At 72.7% G+C, this 16,838-nt stretch carries 17 protein-coding genes; 7 read left to right on the forward strand and 10 right to left on the reverse strand.

The window, feature by feature from the left end:
* Positions 1-3: 3 nt before the first annotated feature.
* Positions 4-603 carry a DUF7691 family protein gene (locus tag ACFQRF_RS09750; RefSeq protein ID WP_379870632.1) on the reverse strand — a complete coding sequence of 200 codons (600 nt, stop codon included), beginning with the start codon at positions 601-603 and terminating at the stop codon, positions 4-6.
* A 173-nt stretch (positions 604-776) separates the two neighbouring features.
* Here ACFQRF_RS09750 and ACFQRF_RS09755 point away from each other — a divergent pair, with 173 nt between their 5' ends.
* Together ACFQRF_RS09755 and ACFQRF_RS09760 are read left to right on the forward strand one after the other, a co-directional pair.
* Entirely contained in the window at positions 777-2,093 is a 1,317-nt protein-coding gene (locus ACFQRF_RS09755) for an erythromycin esterase family protein (RefSeq protein WP_379870634.1), read from the forward strand.
* A 138-nt stretch (positions 2,094-2,231) separates the two neighbouring features.
* Positions 2,232-2,411, forward strand: a complete 180-nt coding sequence (locus tag ACFQRF_RS09760) for a hypothetical protein (RefSeq protein ID WP_379870635.1) — start codon at positions 2,232-2,234, stop codon at positions 2,409-2,411.
* Between the two features lie 109 nt (positions 2,412-2,520).
* Here the strand turns inward: ACFQRF_RS09760 and ilvA are convergent, their stop codons facing one another.
* Entirely contained in the window at positions 2,521-3,801 is a 1,281-nt protein-coding gene (gene ilvA, locus ACFQRF_RS09765; protein WP_379870637.1) for a threonine ammonia-lyase IlvA, read from the reverse strand.
* 80 nt (positions 3,802-3,881) lie between these two features.
* On the opposite strand from ilvA, the gene ACFQRF_RS09770 reads away from it, so the two are divergent.
* Complete coding sequence (locus ACFQRF_RS09770; RefSeq protein WP_379870638.1) at positions 3,882-4,691, forward strand: IclR family transcriptional regulator; 810 nt, start codon at positions 3,882-3,884, stop codon at positions 4,689-4,691.
* A gap of 20 nt (positions 4,692-4,711) precedes the next feature.
* On the opposite strand, the gene ACFQRF_RS09775 is transcribed toward ACFQRF_RS09770, so the two are convergent.
* The 4 genes from ACFQRF_RS09775 to ACFQRF_RS09790 all read right to left on the reverse strand — a co-directional run bounded on the left by ACFQRF_RS09775 (position 4,712) and on the right by ACFQRF_RS09790 (position 9,367).
* Positions 4,712-5,674 (reverse strand): beta/alpha barrel domain-containing protein, encoded by a 963-nt coding sequence (locus tag ACFQRF_RS09775; RefSeq protein WP_379870640.1) that lies wholly within the window; start codon positions 5,672-5,674, stop codon positions 4,712-4,714.
* Positions 5,671-6,921, reverse strand: a complete 1,251-nt coding sequence (locus tag ACFQRF_RS09780; RefSeq protein ID WP_379870641.1) for a CaiB/BaiF CoA transferase family protein — start codon at positions 6,919-6,921, stop codon at positions 5,671-5,673. Before ACFQRF_RS09780 ends, ACFQRF_RS09775 begins: the two co-directional genes overlap by 4 nt.
* 41 nt (positions 6,922-6,962) lie before the next feature.
* Positions 6,963-8,441 (reverse strand): GntP family permease, encoded by a 1,479-nt coding sequence (locus ACFQRF_RS09785; RefSeq protein WP_379870643.1) that lies wholly within the window; start codon positions 8,439-8,441, stop codon positions 6,963-6,965.
* Positions 8,442-8,749: 308 nt separating this feature from the next.
* Positions 8,750-9,367, reverse strand: coding sequence for a TetR/AcrR family transcriptional regulator (locus ACFQRF_RS09790; RefSeq protein WP_379870644.1), 618 nt, complete (start codon positions 9,365-9,367; stop codon positions 8,750-8,752).
* 166 nt (positions 9,368-9,533) lie between these two features.
* On the opposite strand from ACFQRF_RS09790, the gene ACFQRF_RS09795 reads away from it, so the two are divergent.
* Positions 9,534-10,718, forward strand: a complete 1,185-nt coding sequence (locus ACFQRF_RS09795; protein ID WP_379870646.1) for a cytochrome P450 — start codon at positions 9,534-9,536, stop codon at positions 10,716-10,718.
* Positions 10,715-10,915, forward strand: a complete 201-nt coding sequence (locus ACFQRF_RS09800; protein ID WP_379870648.1) for a ferredoxin — start codon at positions 10,715-10,717, stop codon at positions 10,913-10,915. Before ACFQRF_RS09795 ends, ACFQRF_RS09800 begins: the two co-directional genes overlap by 4 nt.
* Before the next feature lie 157 nt (positions 10,916-11,072).
* On the opposite strand, the gene ACFQRF_RS09805 is transcribed toward ACFQRF_RS09800, so the two are convergent.
* From ACFQRF_RS09805 to ACFQRF_RS09815, 3 genes are read right to left on the reverse strand one after another with little or no spacing between them, the layout of a single operon-like run.
* The gene (locus tag ACFQRF_RS09805; protein WP_379870649.1) at positions 11,073-11,546 is read right to left on the reverse strand and encodes a nuclear transport factor 2 family protein; all 474 of its coding nucleotides are present in this window, start codon (positions 11,544-11,546) and stop codon (positions 11,073-11,075) included.
* A 20-nt stretch (positions 11,547-11,566) separates the two neighbouring features.
* Positions 11,567-12,301, reverse strand: a complete 735-nt coding sequence (locus tag ACFQRF_RS09810; protein WP_379870650.1) for an SDR family oxidoreductase — start codon at positions 12,299-12,301, stop codon at positions 11,567-11,569.
* A complete protein-coding gene (locus ACFQRF_RS09815; protein ID WP_379870651.1) occupies positions 12,298-12,564 on the reverse strand; it encodes an Atu4866 domain-containing protein in 267 nt (88 codons plus the stop codon). Before ACFQRF_RS09815 ends, ACFQRF_RS09810 begins: the two co-directional genes overlap by 4 nt.
* Before the next feature lie 148 nt (positions 12,565-12,712).
* On the opposite strand from ACFQRF_RS09815, the gene ACFQRF_RS09820 reads away from it, so the two are divergent.
* On the forward strand, positions 12,713-13,546 hold the full coding sequence (locus ACFQRF_RS09820; RefSeq protein WP_379870652.1) for a helix-turn-helix transcriptional regulator: 834 nt from the start codon (positions 12,713-12,715) through the stop codon (positions 13,544-13,546).
* Positions 13,547-13,780: 234 nt separating this feature from the next.
* Entirely contained in the window at positions 13,781-14,467 is a 687-nt protein-coding gene (locus ACFQRF_RS09825; RefSeq protein WP_379870654.1) for a cupin domain-containing protein, read from the forward strand.
* Positions 14,468-14,684: 217 nt separating this feature from the next.
* Here ACFQRF_RS09825 and ACFQRF_RS09830 read toward each other — a convergent pair whose 3' ends face one another.
* The gene (locus ACFQRF_RS09830; protein WP_379870656.1) at positions 14,685-16,838 is read right to left on the reverse strand and encodes an MMPL family transporter; all 2,154 of its coding nucleotides are present in this window, start codon (positions 16,836-16,838) and stop codon (positions 14,685-14,687) included.

A 16,838-nucleotide genomic window follows, 5' to 3' on the forward strand; every position in this document is an offset into this window, starting at 1 on the left:
CCGTCAGCTCATGAAACCGGCGACACCCCGACCGGCCGCCACCGCGTCCCGCCACCATCGGGAGCACGACTCGATCGCGCGCAGCACCTCCGCGTCCAGAACGGCGCGCTGTTCGGGAGTGGTCGCCGTCCACTGGGTCAGCGCCTCGCGGCACTCCTCGGCGCTCCACTCGCCGTAGTCGGGCAGGTCTTCGGGCCGCGGCAGCCCGGGCGGCAGGCTCCCGTAGGAGAACTCGGTGACCGCCACCGCCTTGATGCCGAGTTCGGCCAGCCCCGCGTCGACGGTCTGCAGCCAGTCGTCCCGGAAGGGGGAGAAGTCGTTGTTGAAGCACGGCCGCCCGTGGAACTCGCACACCAGCTGGTAGGCGTAGGCGTACTGGAACGCGTAGCGCTCGTCGTAGGGGCCGCCATCGATGACCGCCCGCAGCGCCTCGTACCGGGTGGAAGCGCCCCGCTCGATCTCGTGGGAGAAGTACTCGTCGTCGGCCGCCAGCTGGCGTTTGAACCGGCCGCCGATCATCCGCCGCAGCTTTTCGTCGCGCGATCCGATCGCCGACCGCGCCACTTCCAGGTCGATGACGTACGTGGTCAGTGCGTAGCTCATGCCGACACCGTAGGGGGCATCGCCGACATCGGCGCCGGGCCGGGAGACGCGGATTCCCGGAGCGGGGCGGTCAGGTAGGCTCCCGGCCATGGCGATCGGCAGCCTCTTCCTCTGACGCGCTCTCCGGGAGACGCCCGCGCTCCCGCACCGCGATCCATCCCTCTCTCCAACGCATGAATCCCAACGCACTGAATCGAGCCGTCAGCATGCCCGAGCGCGCCGCTGCCCCTGACCTCTTCGCGACCTGGCTCCGGGACCACGCCACCCGACTCTCCCACCTCGGCCCCGACGCACCGCTGGACGACCTGGAGCCGTTGCGCGACGCGGTCGCCGGGGCCCGCGTCGTCGCGGTCGGGGAGAACTCGCACTTCATCGAGGAGTTCGCCCTTCTGCGCCACCGGGTGCTGCGCTTCCTGGTGGAACGCTGCGGGTTCACCCTGTTCGCCGCCGAGTACGGCTTCAGTGAGGGGTTCCGTCTCGACGAGTGGGCCCGTGGCGCGGGCCACGATGCCGACCTGCACGCGCACACCGCCGCGGCCGTGCCGCTGGGCCTGGAGGAGCCACTGCGCCGGCTGCGCCGCCACAACCGGACGGCGGCCCGGCCGGTCGAGTTCGCCGGCGTCGACATCCCCGCGGCGGGCGGCTCCCTGCTCCCCGCCCTGGAGCCGGTGGCCGCATATCTTCGGGAGGCCGACCCCGAGGCCCTGCCGTTCGTGGAGACGGCGGCCCGGATCGCCGAGCGGTTCGCCGGCCACTCCGCGGCGGTGGGCGCACCCGCATGGGCGCGTCTGGCCCCGGCCGACCAGGACGCGCTGAGCGCCGCACTGCTCCGAGCCGTCATCCGGCTCCGCGCCGTCGAGCCCACGTGCGTCGCCCGAGCCGGCCGTCGCTCCTACGACATCGCGCTGCGCCGCCTGGAGGCGGCCTGCCACGGTGACTACGGCATGCGCGCGATGTCGGACCTGTTCGCGGGCCGTGGGCTGACCGCCGACACCTCGGCCCGGGACGCCTTCATGGCCGAGTCGGTCCGCTGGCACCTGGACCGGGCCGCGCCGGGGACCCGGATGGTGCTCGTGGCGCACAACGCCCACATCCAGCGGACTCCGGTCGTCCATGCCGGCGGCGTGACGACCCTGCCCATGGGCCGGTACCTGCACGAGACCCTGGGCGAGGAGTACTTCGCGCTCGCGCTGACCAGCACGTCCGGACACGCGGCGGAGATGCCCCTGGATCCGGACGCGAAGTTCGGTTTCACCATCGGCGAGACCGAACTGGCACCCCCCGAACCGGGCAGCGTGGAGGCCGCCTTCGCCGCCGCCGGCCTCGGCCTCGCTCTCGCCGACCTCCGCCACGCGCCCCCGGTACCGCCCGGGCACGCCCCCGACCGGATCCGCCTGCAGAGCGGCTACCTGCGCACTCCGGTCCGTACGGCGTTCGACGGCGTCCTCAACGTCCCCGTCTCCACGGTGTCGCGGCACCCCGACCTCTGACCGGAGAGGGCCGCCCGGGAGCCCCTCCCCCGCCTGCTCCCGGGCACCGCCCGTTCAGCCGCCGACCCCTGCTGTTCTGCCGCTGGGACAGGGCGCGCATCATGCGCCGCCGCTTGATCTCGATGCCCAGGCGTATCCGTGCGGGGAACCGGGCGTATCGGTCACGCCTTCACCGGCGACGCGGCCGTGTTCGCCTTCCCGGCACCGCAGTACGCGGGGGTGGCGGTAATGGTCCTGGCCATCGGGCTCCTCGCGAGCACCGTCCCGGCGGCACTGGCAATGCGTGCGCGCCCGCTGGACGCGGTACGGCGGGGGTGAATCTCCGCGGAAGCGGCCCCCCCTTTTCGCCGCCTACCGCGAGCTCATGCGGGACTGAGCCGCCGTGGCGGGAGGCCCGTGACCGGTCGTGGGCGTCCCGCCACGGATTTCATACGAGGAAGGCGAACAGCGGGCTGTCCGGTGAGATGCGTTCGACGCGGTGCGGGGCGGCGTCCATCCGCTTGAGGATGGCTTCCAGGTTCTCGGGGGCGCCGAGTTCCACGCCGACCAGGGCCGGGCCGGTCTCGCGGTTGTTGCGTTTGACGTACTCGAACAGGGTGATGTCGTCGTCCGGTCCCAGCACGTCGTCCAGGAAGCGGCGCAACGCGCCCGGTTCCTGGGGGAAGTCGACGAGGAAGTAGTGCTTGCGGCCCTCGTGGACGAGCGCGCGTTCGACGATCTCGGCGTACCGGCTGACGTCGTTGTTCCCGCCGGACAGCACGCACACCACCGTCGAGCCCTCCGGCAGGTCCAGGCCCGGGCCGAGGGCGGCGGAGGCCAGGGCTCCGGCGGGCTCGCTGATCACGCCGTCGGACTGGTACAGCTCCAGCATTTCGCCGCAGATCCGGCCCTCGGGCACCGTCACCATCCGGGGCCGTCCCGCCGCGGCGATGGCGTGGGTGAGGTCGCCGACCCTGCGCACGGCGGCGCCGTCCACGAACGGGTCGATGTGGTCCAGCTCGACCGGGTGACCGGCGTCGAGGGCGGCGGCCATGCTCGGCGCGCCCAGCGGCTCCGCGCCGATCACGTGGACCTGCGGGTGGGTCTCCCGCAGCCAGGCGAGCGTGCCCGCGAGCAGGCCGCCGCCGCCGACCGGCACGACCACCGTGTCGGGCGCGCGGCCGAGCTGTTCGACGATCTCCTTGACGACGGTGCCCTGGCCGGCGATGGTGCGAGGGTCGTCGAAGGCCGGAAGCAGCGTCATGCCGAGGGCCGCGGCGTCGGCGCGGGCGGCCGTGGCGGCGTCGTCGTAGGTCTCACCGGTCACGATGACGCGCACGCTCTCCCCGCCGAGGCGGGCCACCCGGTCGCGCTTCTGCCGCGGCGTGGTGCGCGGCAGGTACACGCGCGCCTGGATGCCCAGCGACGCGCAGGCGAACGCCACCCCCTGGCCGTGGTTGCCCGCGCTCGCGCACACCACGCCCCGCTCCCGCTGCCGTGCGTCGAGCGAACGCACGAAGTTCAGCGCCCCGCGCCCCTTGTAGGAGCGGACGGTGTTGAGGTCCTCGCGTTTCAGCCAGACGTCCAGCCCGTGCTGGGCGGAGAGGCGATCGTTGCGCTGCAGCGGGGTGGGCGGGATCACCCCGGCGAACCGGGAGGCCGCCGCGGCCACGTCGGCCGCTGTCACCGTCTCGGGTGTCGTGCCCGCGTCCGAGGCGTTCTCAGTCAACGCCGTCCTTCTTTCCGTGCGGTCGAAGAGCGCCCGCGCCACGGGCGGGGCCGCCGCTCTCCTGTCGTATGTTCAACGGTATGAGGAGCCGCGAGGAGAACGGGCGTGACCCCGGCCGTACGGGCGGAGGGTCCGGGCAGGCACCGCTGCTCGTGCTCGGGAAGATCACCGAGATCCTGAACGCCTTCACGCTGCACCGGCCGTCGCTGACCCTGCGGGAGATCCAGCAGAGCACCGGCCTGCCCGCCTCGACGGTACAGCGTCTGGTGACGAACCTGGTCGCGCACGGGTTCCTGGATCGGTCCGACGACCGCATCCGCATCGGGGCCCGCATGGCTTACTGGGCCGCGGCCGGCACGAAGGATCTCGACGTCCTGGCGGTGGTCAACCCGGTGCTCAAGGATCTGCGCGATCTGACCGGGGAGACCGCCTGCTTCTTTCGCGCGGAGGGAGAGCACCGGGTGTGCATCGCCGTCGCGGAGACCCGCCACGCACTGCGGCGGGAGATGGCGGTGGGCAGGATCGCGCCGGTGACGGTGGGCTCCTCGGGCCGGGTCATCCTGGCCTGGACGCCCGACCTCGCCGAGCGGGTGCTGCAGCGCGAACTCCCGCAGCTCACCGAGAGCACCGTCACCGACCGGGACGAGCTGCGCCGCCTCATCCGGCGAACGCAGAGCGACGGGTATGCGATCACCGTGGGAGAACGCGTCGACGGCGCCTCGGGGCTCGCGGCTCCGGCCTTCGACTCCGCCGCCGACCTCGTCGGGGCGCTGACGATTCAGGGGCCGACGCTGCGGATGCCCCACGAGAAGTGCCTGGAGTGGGTCGATGTTCTCGTGGAGCACGCCGAGCGGATCACCCGGGCGCTCGGCGGCCGGTACCCCGCCTGAGCGCCCGCGGCGGCGCTCGGTCACGCCCGCTCCGGTACCCCGACGGCCGCCGCCCACGGGAACGCGGTGGCGCTGGAGTGCGCCCCCTGGACGGCGCGGGAGCGGTTGGGCTCGTCCAGGTCGGCGAGCAGGCCGTCGGTCAGCCGCACCAGCGCCGCGAACACCTCGGGGGTGAGCCAGTCCGGCCGCAGCGCGAACAGCAGGTCCTCGGTCGCGGCGTTGCCGCTCGCCCCCGGCGCGAACGGGCAGCCGCCGAGTCCGCCCAGCGAGCCGTCGACCTCGGCGGCACCGGCGGCGACCGCCGCCAGCGAGTTCGCGACGCCGAGCCCCCACGTGTCGTGCCCGTGGTAGACGATCCGCCGGGGCGGCGTGCGCGCGGCGACCTTCTCCACCAGGCTGGTGACCTGCGCGGGGACCGCCTGCCCGAGCGTGTCGCACAGCACGATGTCCTCGGCACCGTGGGCGCGCTCGTCCGCGGCGATGGCGAGGACCCGCTCCTCGGGAACCGCCCCTTCGAACGGGCAGGTGAACGAGGTGGCGATGCACAGCTGGATGCGGCCCCCGACGGCCGCCGCGTGCGCCACGGCCTCGGGCATGGCCGCCAGGCTGGCCTCGGTGGTGCGGCCGATGTTGGCCTGGTTGTGCGCGTCGGAGGCCGACAGGCAGTACTGGAAGTTCACCGCGCCCGCCGCCGCGGCCTTCTCCACGTGCCGCGGCGTCGCGACCCAGACCCAGCAACGGGCCAGTTCCTCGGGGGTGAGCCGCTCGACCACATCAAGCGTGTTCGCCATGGACGGCACCAGGTCGGGCCGGGCGAGCGAGCCGACCTCCACCGCGGGGACGCCGAGCGCGAGCAGCTTCCGCACCACCGCCACCTTGCGGTCGGTCGGCAGCGGTTTGCCGGTGAGCTGCAGGCCGTCCCGCAGCGTCACGTCCCGCAGCGTCGCCTGCGGCCGGAACGTCAGGGGCGCCGTGGCGGTCATGCGCGTACCTCCGGGTGGGTGGTGATGTCGTCGATCTCCTCGTCGGTGCGGCCGAGCACGGTCGCCAGTACCTCGCGGGTGTGCGCGCCGAGGTCCGGGCCCACCGAGCGCACCGGCAGCGAGGTGCGGCCGATGACCGGCACGATCCCGGGGAAGCCCACCTCGACGGGTGCGCCGGCGCCGGTGTCGACCGCCAGCGGCTGGATCATGTCGCGGGCGTGGTACTGCGGGTCGCCGCAGATGTCCGCGGCCGTGTAGATCGGGCCGGCCGGCACGCCCGCCTCCTCCAGCGCGGCCAGCACCTCGTCTCGGGAGAGCGCCCGGGTCCAGTCCCCGATCACCTCGTCGAGCTCGTCCCGCCGTTCCCAGCGCTGGGCGTTGCTCGCCAGTCCGGGGTCGTCGGCGAGGTCGGGCCGGCCGACGGCCGCCATGAGGCGGCGGAAGATCGAGTCGCCGTTGCCGGCGATCACCACGCTGGCCCCGTCCGCGCACTCGTAGGCGTTGGTGGGCGCGATGCCCTCCATCCGGCCGCCGACGCGCTGCCGTTCCACGCCGTAGGCGAGGTGGTCGGGCACCAGCGACTCCATCATCGAGAAGACGGCCTCGTGCAGCGCGACGTCGACGGTCCGCTCGGCGAGCGGCCGGGACCGCCCGCCCGCCGCCGGGGCCGCCCGCCGCTCGAACAGCGCGACCATGACGCCGAACGCCGCGTACAGCCCCGCGATGGAGTCCCCGATGGACACGCCCACGCGGGAGGGCGGCCGGTCGGCCTCGCCGACCAGGTGCCGCAGCCCGCCCATGGCCTCGGCGACGGCCGCGAACCCCGGGCGGTCCGCCAGCGGACCGGTCTGCCCGAACGCGGAGATGCGCGCGAGCACGATGCCGGGGTTGACCGCCTCCAGCTCGTCGGGGCCGAGCCCCCACTTCTCCAGCGTGCCCGGACGGAAGTTCTCGATGACGACGTCGCAGTGCCGGGCGAGGTCGAGCACCGTGGAGCGGCCCAGCGGGGACCGCAGGTCGAGCGCGATGGACTTCTTGTTGCGATTGACGGTCCGGAAGAGCATGGACACGTCACCGGCGTAGAGCCGCCAGTTGCGCAGCTCGTCGCCGCGGCCCGGCCGCTCCACCTTGATCACTTCGGCGCCGAAGTCGGCGAGCATCCGCCCCGCGGTGGGACCGGCGATGTAGTTGCCGAGTTCGAGGACCCGGACGCCCTCCAGTGGCAGCCGTGTCGGCTCGTCGCGCATGCGTTCTCGTTCTCCCATCGATTCGGGGGCGTGCGGCGCCGTCACAGGAAGAGACTCAGCAGAAGGATCGGTCCCAGGGCGACCACCGACGCCACGGAGACGCCCACCGAGCAGGTCTTGAGGGTGCCGCGCGTGGTCTGGCCCAGGAGCGACTGGAGCAGCCAGAAGGTGTTGCTGGTCAGGTGGACCAGGAACAGTGAACCCGCGCCGGCCGCCAGGGCGATGAGGACCGGGTCGATGCCCAGCGACGAGGCCACCGGCGCGAGCAGACCCGCGGCCGTGATGGCCGAGATCGTCACCGAGCCGACCGCGATGTGCAGCACCGCGGCGATCGCCCACACCACGAGGAGCGGTGCCCACGAGCCGGCCGAGAGGTAGCCGCCCAGGATCTCGCCGAGCCCGACGGCCTCGATGGTGGCGGCGAGGGAGCCGCCGACCCCGCTGAGCAGCAGGATCTGGCCGCTCTGCCGCACCCCGCTCTCCAGGGACTCCTCGACCTTCGGCTGTCCCATGTACCGGCGGCCGAGCAGGCAGGTGCCGACCAGGCCGATGAGCAGCGCGACCGCGGGTGTCGACAGCAGCGCCACCACGGGGTTGTGCCATTCGACGGCCTCGGTGACGGCGCCGGTGGCCACCAGCAGCAGGGCGGCGATCAGCGGGGCGAACAGCAGGATCAGCGGGGGCTCGGTGGCGGGCGGGGCCGGTTCGGGCCGGGCGCCGGCCGCGTCGCCACCGCCGGTCGCGATCGTGGCGGAGCCTCCGGCGCCGGCGTCCGTGGACCCGCCGGCCGCGGCGGAGCGGCCGCCGCTCCCGGCGACGGCACCGGCCGCACCGGCGGTGTCGGCGGTGTCGGCCGCCACCGCCGCGGTGACCGGTTCCAGCTCGTCCAGTTCCGGCTTCCACCACCCGCGGTTGAACAGGAAGGTCATGATCGTGGTCGCGATGGCCACGGTCGGGATCACGACGATGAGCCCGTACACCAGGTAGGTGCTCAGCGGTACATCGAGCAGCCCGGCGAGGGCCAGCGCGCCGACGCCGGGGACCGTGAAGACGATCCCGCACTCCAGACCGATCGCCAGGGCCGTGGCCATACGGGCGGTGCCGTACCGCCCGAGCCGCGGGGCGACCGCCCGCGCCAGCGGCGCGGAGATCACCAGCAGCACGTCGAGGAAGATCGACTGCAGGAAGGTGGCGAGCGTCAGCCCCATGGCGTGCGGGAGCCGCTGGGGGCCGACGGTGCGCAGCAGCCCCTCGACCAGGCGGCGGATCGCCCCCATGTCGCTGAGCAGCGCGCCCATGAGCACGCCGAAGGCGATGAGCAGACCGATCTCGCCGAGGATGTTGCCGAATCCGGTGGTCACGGTCGTCAGCGTCTCCTCGACGCCGAGCCCGGCCGCGAGCCCCAGGTAGCACGACCCCACCACGAGGGCGATGATCGGATTGAGCTTGAACCGGACGATCAGCACCACGATGGCGACGACCGCCACGGCCGTGTTGATCAGTACCGCTGTGTCAGACATGGGGGGTCCTGTTCGCCGAAGATCACATCGAATCGTGCCGCGAATCACACCTTTTCTGGCAGATGGCCTAGATTATGAGCACAGAACCACGATGTGAGTCAACGGGTGGTTGTGAGGCACGTCATGACCGGTGATCAAGGGCGGCGCCGGGCGCGGTCGCCGGGATGGGGGCGTCAGCGGCTGGGGCGGCTCCGGCTCTGCGGCGCGCGCCATGGCGCATCGCGGCGGAACTCGCCCGCGGGTCGGGCCTGCCGGAAAGCGCACCGGGCCGGCCGGTGGTCACCCCGATCCGGTCGGCCCGGCGCCGCTCAGCGTGCGTTCGGCCGGTTCGCCGCCAGCCCGTGGAGCGCGATGTCGATCCCGCGGCGCATCGCCGCCCAGAGCTCCTCCTCCGGGTCGCCCCGCTCCATGCTGGTGAGCGAGGCCCCCAATGCGGCGCCCCACGTGGCGCCGACGACCGCGGCGGCGCTGACCGCGTCGAGTTCGTCCGGATAGGCCGCGAGGAGCGCCGCGGCGATGTCGCGCTGCACGTCGAACGCCACGTGCAGCGCCTTGGCCTGCAGTGCGGGGGCGCTCATCACCAGCCGGACGTAGGTCTCCATGAGCGCGCGCTCGCGCCCGTTGGCGAGGTAGTCGGCCAGCATCGCGTTGTAGGTCCGGGTCAGCAGGTCCGCGACGCTCTCGCCGGGCCGCCGGTCGGCGATCACCTCCAGCGCGAGCGCGCCGCGTTCCCCGTTGGCGGCGAAAAGTACCTCGTCCTTGCTCGAAAAGTGGTTGAAGAACGTCTTCGTGGCCACGTCGGCGGCGGCCGCGATCTGGGCGACGGTGGTCTGCTCGTACCCCTGCTCGCTGAAGAGGCGGATCGCGGTCTCCGTGAGCAGCTGCCGCGTCTGCCGCTTCTTGCGCTCCCGCCGGGACTCCTGCATGCGCCGATCTTACATTCGAATGACAGATACACGCGTTGTATTTTTACACTCAATGTAATTAAATGCGGGTGCGGCCGCGCGCGGGATCCACGGCGACCGTTCCACGGAGCTTCGACAGAGAGCACGGGTGGCCCGCGCCGCGCGGACCGCCCAGAAGGGCAAGACGATGACGAGTGAACCCCTGACGGTCCCCTTCACCCGCACCAGCCTGTTCGACCCGCCCCAGGAGATCCTGGACCTGCGCGCCGAGCGCCCGATCGCGCGGGTGCGCTTCATGGACGGCCGGGAGGGCTGGCTGGTCACCAGGCGCTCCACCATCCGCGAGGTCCTGGCCGATCCCCGGTTCAGCGCCCGGCAGGAGCTGCGCAACAGCGCGTTCGCGACCACCACCGACATCCCGCCCGCGCGGCCCGGCCAGTTCATCAGCATGGACCCGCCCGATCACACCCGCTACCGGCATCTGCTCGCCGGCCAGTTCACCGTCCGGCGGATGCGCCGGCTCGCCGCACACATCGAGGAGATCGCCGAGGAGCATCTCGACCGGATGGCCGCGGCCGAGCCGCCGGTCGACCTTGTGCTGGCGTACGCCGCGCCGATCCCCGCCTTGGTGATCAGCGACCTGCTCGGCGTCCCGCGCGACTACCGTGAGCGGTTCACCCAGGAGATCGTCGGCATGTCGCGCGTCGACGCCTCGCCGGAGGAGAAGGTGCAGGCGCAGGCGAACGTGGCCGGGTACCTCGGCGAACTGGTACGGCGCAAGCGGGCCGAGCCGGCCGACGACCTGCTCGGCGGACTGCTCTCCGACAGCGACCTCACTGACGAGGAGGTCACCAACATCGGGTTCCTCCTCCTCGGTGGCGGGTTCGACACCACCGCCAACGTGCTCGGGCTCGGCGTCCTCGCGCTGCTGCTCGACCCCGCACAGATCCCCGTGATCACCGACCCGGAGACCGTGGAGAACGCCGTGGAGGAGCTCCTGCGCTACCTGCCCATCGCCCCGGGCACGGTGCGCGCCGCGCTGGAGGACGTCGAGATCGAGGGGGTCCGGGTGCGGGCCGGCGAGAGCGTCATGGTCTCGATCCCCGAGGGCAACCGCGATCCCGGGCGGTTCGCCGACCCCGACACGCTCGACCTCACCCGGTCCGCCGCCGGACACATCTCGTTCGGCCACGGGGTGCATCAGTGCATCGGGCAGCAGCTCGCCCGGGTGGAGCTGCGGGTCGGCTTCCCCGCCCTGTTCCGGCGGTTCCCCACGCTGCGGCTGGCGGTGCCACCGGAGGAGGTCCCGTTGCGCGACGACATGGTCATCTACGGAGTCCGCGAACTCCCCGTCACCTGGTCGGCCCGATGACCCGGCTGCACGTCGACCGCGAGCGGTGCGCGGGTGCGGGCATGTGCGTCCTGACCGTGCCGGAGGTCTTCGACCAGGACGACCGCGACGGCCGGGTGGTCGTGCGGCCGGACACGGCGTCGGCGGACCCCACCGCACTGCGCGACGCGGTGATGCTCTGCCCGTCACGCGCCCTCTCGCTGCGCGACGACCCGTGACGCCCACCGCCCGCCGTGTTCCCGCCGCCGGTCGCCCCGGCGGCGGGCGCGGGCGAAGTCCAGCTGGGCATGGCCGCCTTGCTCGCGACGTGCGCGGCGCCCGCGCCGGCGCCGCGGCGCCGGACCGGGCGGTGGCCGGTCCGCCCGCGACCCCGTGTTACCCGAAGGACCCCTGTGCGTCCTCGCCGCCGGTCCACCACACGCCGAGCCGCTGCCTGGTCACGAGCCAGCCGTCCGGGCCCCGGCGGAACTCCCAGTCGTAGGGACCGCCCATGGAGTAGGGGGCGTCCGTTCTCCCCGGCGCGGTGACGGCCACGAACCACATGTAGCCGACCCCGGCCGCCCGGTCGCCCATCACCTCGAAATGCAGGTTGAGGAGGTGATGCTGCATGCTCGGGTACGGAGCCTCCGCCTCCTCCACCTTCGCCCGGATCGCCGCGCTTCCCCGGATCTCTCCCCACGGCCCGAACTCCAGCACGGCGTCCTCGGCCCAGCAGCCGATCCAGGTCCGCCAGTCCTTGCGGTCCAGCGCCCGCCACCCGCGGATCATGAGGGCGCGCAGCGCCTCCTTGTCCTCCAGGAGGCGCGGCCGGCGGGCCAGGTCGTCGTGGCCGGTGGTGGTGTCCGGCATGCCGGATCGTCCCGGAGAGCTCACTGGGCGCTCGCGGCGGGACGGACGACGATCTCGTTGACGTCGACCTGCGGCGGCTGGGCGACGGCGTAGGCGATGGCGTCCGCGATGGCGGAGGCGGGGATCGCCACGGCGCGGTAGGCCCGCATGGCCTCCCTGGCGACGGGGTCGGAGATGCCGTCGGCGAGCTCGGACTCGGTCACCCCAGGGGAGACGAGGGTGACGCGGATGTCCCCGGCGGACTCCTGGCGGAGTCCTTCGGAGATCGCCCGGACGGCGAACTTGGTGGCGCAGTAGACGGCGGCGGTGGGAACGACCTCGTACGCGCCGACGGAAGCGACGTTCACGAAGTGCCCACCGCCCTGGGCGCGCATCACGGGCAGGGCGGCGGCGATGGCGTGCAGAACTCCCCGCACGTTGACGTCGATCATGCGGTCCCACTCGTCGACTCTCAGCGCTTCCAGCGGCGAGAGCGGCATCACCCCGGCGTTGCCGACCACCACGTCCACCCGGCCGTAGCGCTCGCGGGCGGCGGCCACGAAGGACCGGACGTCCGCCGCGTCCGTCACGTCCAGCCGCTGGAAGGCCGCCGTGCCGCCCGCGGCCCCGATCTCCTCGGTGAGCGCGGCGAGCCGGTCGGTGCGCCGCGCTCCGAGGAACAGCCGGTGGCCGTCGGCGGCGAGCCGGCGCGCGGTCGCCGCTCCGATCCCGCTGCTCGCTCCGGTGATCGCCACCACTCTGGTCATGTCCGTCATGCCTGCCGTCCCTCCCGGTAGAGCACGAGGTGCTCGTGGTAGAGCACACCGTCGCGAATGTCACCTGTCGCGGTGAACCCGGTGTCATCGACGTAGTCGATGTGGTCGCCGGTCACCGTGTAGCGGCCCGTGTAGGCACTGCGCCGGCCGCCACGGGCCTCGTCGTACCGGCCGTCGGCCCGTAATTCCTGGCGGATGTGACCGTCCGCGGTCACCCACATGCCGACCACGTCGGCATCGCCCTCGTCCGTGTTGCCCGTCATGCGGACTCCCTTGTTCACCTGTTCACCGGTGCGGGATCGGTTCCCGCACCACCGAGTCTGGGCAGGCCGGGCGGCACCGGCCAGGACGCGTGCTCCCTGGGTGCGGCACACCCAGGGAGCACGCCGCCCCGCGACCTAGGCTGAGGACATGACCGACAACCATCTGGGAGAGTTCCTGCGTGCCCGCAGGGCCGGGTTGCGGCCGCAGGACGTCGGCATGGCGAGCCACGGCGTGCGCCGGGTGTCCGGCCTGCGCAGAGAGGAGGTCGCGGTCCTGGCCGGGGTGAACGTGGACTACTACACCCGCCTGGAGCAGGGGCGGGAACGTCACCCCTCGACCCAGGTCCTCGACGCGCTCGGCCGTGCGCTACGGCTGGATTCCGACGCCCACGCGCACCTGCACCACCTGGCCGGAACGGCGCCGAGCCACTGGTTCGGCCACACCACGGACCGGGTGAGTCCCGCCCTTCGGCAGCTCATGGACGGCTATCCGGGCGCCCCGGCGTTCGTCATCAACCGGACCCTGGACATTCTGGCGGCCAACGCCCTGGCCGAGGCGCTGCACTCACCCTTCGATCGCGCGGATAACCTGGCCCGCATGGCCTTCCTCGACCCGGCGGGCCGCCGGTTCTACACCCGGTGGAGTGACACGGCGCAGGCCAACGTCGGCCACCTGCGCCAGGCGGCCGGGCTCGATCCGGACGACCCGCGACTGCGGGAGCTCGTCGGCGTTCTCACCGAACACAGCGCCGACTTCGCCCGGCTGTGGGACACCCACGCCGTGCGCGGCAAGACCCAGGACGCCAAGCACCTCCTCCACCCGGACGTCGGGCCGCTGACCGTCACGTACCACGCCTTCGACGTCCGCGACGCCCCGGGCCAGCAGCTCGTCATCTACCAGGCCGAACCCGGCAGCCCGAGCGCCGAGGCGCTGAGCCTGCTCGGCTCCATCCACGCCACCTCGCACCAGGCCGCCACGTAACCGCGGCTCGACGGCCGGACGCCGCCTCAGCCGGCCGTTCCGTGCGCGAAGGTCCTTCCGGCCGCCCGTACGGTGGACCCCGGTAAAGCGAGTGCACGGCCGGTGCGCGCCTCCTTGGGACGGCCGGGACGGCGTGCGAGCATGGCCTCCGCGCCGGTGACCATCGGGGCGCGGTCGGTGAGCGGTCGGCCATCCACTCCTCGACCGAACAACGACCCAGCGGAGGACACCGCAATGCCCGACGACCGCGACCGCCGCGACACCGGAGTCCAGCCCGACATGGACGCGGGCTTCCGACACCGCCCCGCACCCAATCCCGGGGACACCACGACCGGCTCCCAGCCCGGTACCGTCGTGCCGGGCCAGCGCATGGCGCCGGACGTCGTGCACAACTTCCCGCTGTCCCGTTCCGAGGCGAGGGCCTTCGATGGCGGCCGGCTCCAGGGCGCCCACGGCGAGAACTGGCCGATCCTCGTCGACCAGCAGGCCGCCGTCTACCTCATCACGCTGGAACCGGGCGGCATCCGCGAACCGCACTGGCACCCCAGCGCCTGGGAGGTCAACTACGTCATCTCCGGCACCGTCCGCTGGACCTTTGTCGGGCCCGACCAGACCCAGGAAGCCTTCGAGGCCGGCACAGGTGACGTGGTGTTCGCTCCGCAGGGCCACTTCCACTACTTCGAGAACGCCAGCGATACCGAGGACCTCCAAGTCCTCGTGGTCTTCAACTCCTCCGCGCCCGAACCCGACGACGACATCGGGATCGTGCACTCGCTCAGCGCGATGCCACGGCACGTGCTGGCCTCGGTCTTCGGCACCGCGCCGGAGGTCTTCGACGCGATCCCGAAGCGCCTCGGGCGCGTTGTCATCTCCCGGCGCACAGGGTCGGCCGACCAGGGCCCGACGCCGGAAGGCAGGTGATCCGGAACGGGCGAGCTCGCCGGGCATGGGCCGCGTGGAACCGTCGCGTGCCGGTGCCGGTGCCGGTGCCGGTGCGGAGCGGACCGCGCGCGGTTCGTCCTGTTCGTCGCCATGGTGCACCGGTCGGGCACCGTCATGGAGCGCCGGGAACGCGTTGCCGCTGCCGTCGGCGCCATTTCGGCAACGGAGACGGTCTTATTCCGGCCGTCCTGAACCCCTAGGACTCGGCCAGACCGATGCGGGCGTGCAGGGCACGGAGCGGGCGCGGCGCCCACCAGGTCAGACTCCCGGACACGCGCATGAAGAACGGCAGGAGGAGGCCGCGCACCAGCGTGGCGTCCACCAGAACGGCCACGGCCATGCCGATCCCGAGCTGCTGCAGGAACACCACGCCACCGGTGGCGTAGACGAGGAAGGAGGCGGCGAGCGTGATCGCGGCGGCGGTGACCAGCGGTCCCGACCGGGCGATGCCGCGCGGTACGGACGCGGTGACGTCGCCGGTGGCGGCGACCTCCTCCCTGATCCGCGCCAGCAGGAAGACGGCGTAGTCCATCGACAGGCCGTAGGCGATGCAGAACATGAGGATCGGGATGCTCGGCTCGATGGAACCGGTCGGCGTGAAGCCCATCAGGGGGCTCAGCCCGCCCTCCTGGAAGCCCCAGACCAGAACCGCGACCATGACGGCCATGCTCAGCAGATTGAGCACGGTCGCCTGGAGTGGGACCACGATCGAACCCGTCATCAGGAACAGGACGGCGAAGGTCACGACCACGATCAGGCCGCCGACGAGCGGGAGCCAGGCGGTGACCCCGTCCCGGTAGTCCACGAGCTCGGCCGGGTATCCGCCCACGAGAACGTCCGCGGGGGCCGGGACATCGCGGACCGCGCCGACCAGCCCCGTCACGTCCTCGGTGAGCGCCACCGACGACGGCGTCAGCGACAGCCAGGTACCGCTGTCGCTCGCCAGCCGCTCGACCGGTGCGTCCCCGGCCCGCTCGCCGGCGGCGAAGGCCCCGATCGCCGTGTCCACGCGGAGCACTCCGTCGACCAGTGACAGTTCCTCCGCGTAGGAGGCCAGGGCGGCCTCGTCGAGCTCCGCGGGCGTGACCACCAGCAGCGCGTCGGAGTCCTGGCCGGCGAACGCCGCGCGTTCGATGTCGTACGCACCGCGCACATCCGCCGACGCGGGGAGAACCCGATCGTCGGGCAGGCCGAAACGCACTCCCAGCACGGGCGCCGCCAGTGCCAGCACCACCAGGAGGCCTGCGCCGCCCAGCAGGACCGGCCGTCGCATGACGGCCGCCGGGAGCCGGAACCACACTCGCCGTTCCACGGCCGGTTCGGGCCCGCCGCGACGCAGCACCGTCCGGCCGAGAACGGCGAGGGCCGCGGGCAGGGCCACCAGCGCGAGCAGGGCGGCGACGAGCACGACGGCGACACCGGCGTAGGCGAAGGAGCGGAGGAACGGGTAGGGGAACACGAACAGCACCGATAGCGCGGCGGCCACGGTGGCCGCTGAGAACAGCACGGTCCGGCCGGCACCGCGCGTCGTCGCGGCGATGGCGGACGGGACGTCGCGGTGCCGCGCCAGTTCTTCCCGGAAACGGAACACCACGAACAGGCCGTAGTCCACCCCGAGCCCGATTCCGAGCACCAGCACCACGTTCGAGGCGAACGTCGAGACCTCGGTGAGAGCGGTGACCGGACGCAGCAGGGCGAGGCCGCCGACCACGGCACCGACACCGAGGCCCAGGGTGAGCAGAGCGGCACGGAACCGCCGGTAGACGACCCAGAGCAGGCCGAGCACGAGCGGAAGAACGATGATCTCCGCACGGAGGAAATCGGCCCGCGCCTGCTCCGACACCTGCCGGAACACCTCGTCCGCACCGGCGACCACCACCCTCGCCGTGGCGTCGGCGCCGCCGAACTCCTCCGCGAGGCCGGGAAGCACCTCGGTCCGTACCGTGTCGGCGTCTCCGGGCACGTGCGCGAAGACCCACGCCGCCGACCCGTCCCCGGCACGCATCGTCGCGGCGTCCTCGGTCCAGTACGACCAGGCCGAGGCGACCCCCGGCCACCGTTGGAGTCGCGTGGTGAGATCGCGGCCGAGAGCCGCGGCGGACTCGTCGTCGACGTTCCCCGACGCCGGGATCACCATCAGCGCGACGTTCGGGCTCCCGGTTCCGGACATTTCCGCGAGCTGGGCGGAGGCGCGGTCCGACTCCGACCCCGGCACGGCGAACCTGCTCAGCGAGAGCCGTTCCAGCGTTCCCGCCGCCGCGGGCGCGCAGGCCGCGACGATCAGGATCGTGGCCACGAGGACCCACCACCGTCGGCGCACCAGGAGATCCGGCCACCCACCGCTACGCAC

Origin of the sequence: Marinactinospora rubrisoli (assembly GCF_042664915.1) — a bacterium.
In the GTDB taxonomy this organism is placed as follows: Bacteria; Actinomycetota; Actinomycetes; order Streptosporangiales; family Streptosporangiaceae; genus Marinitenerispora; species Marinitenerispora rubrisoli.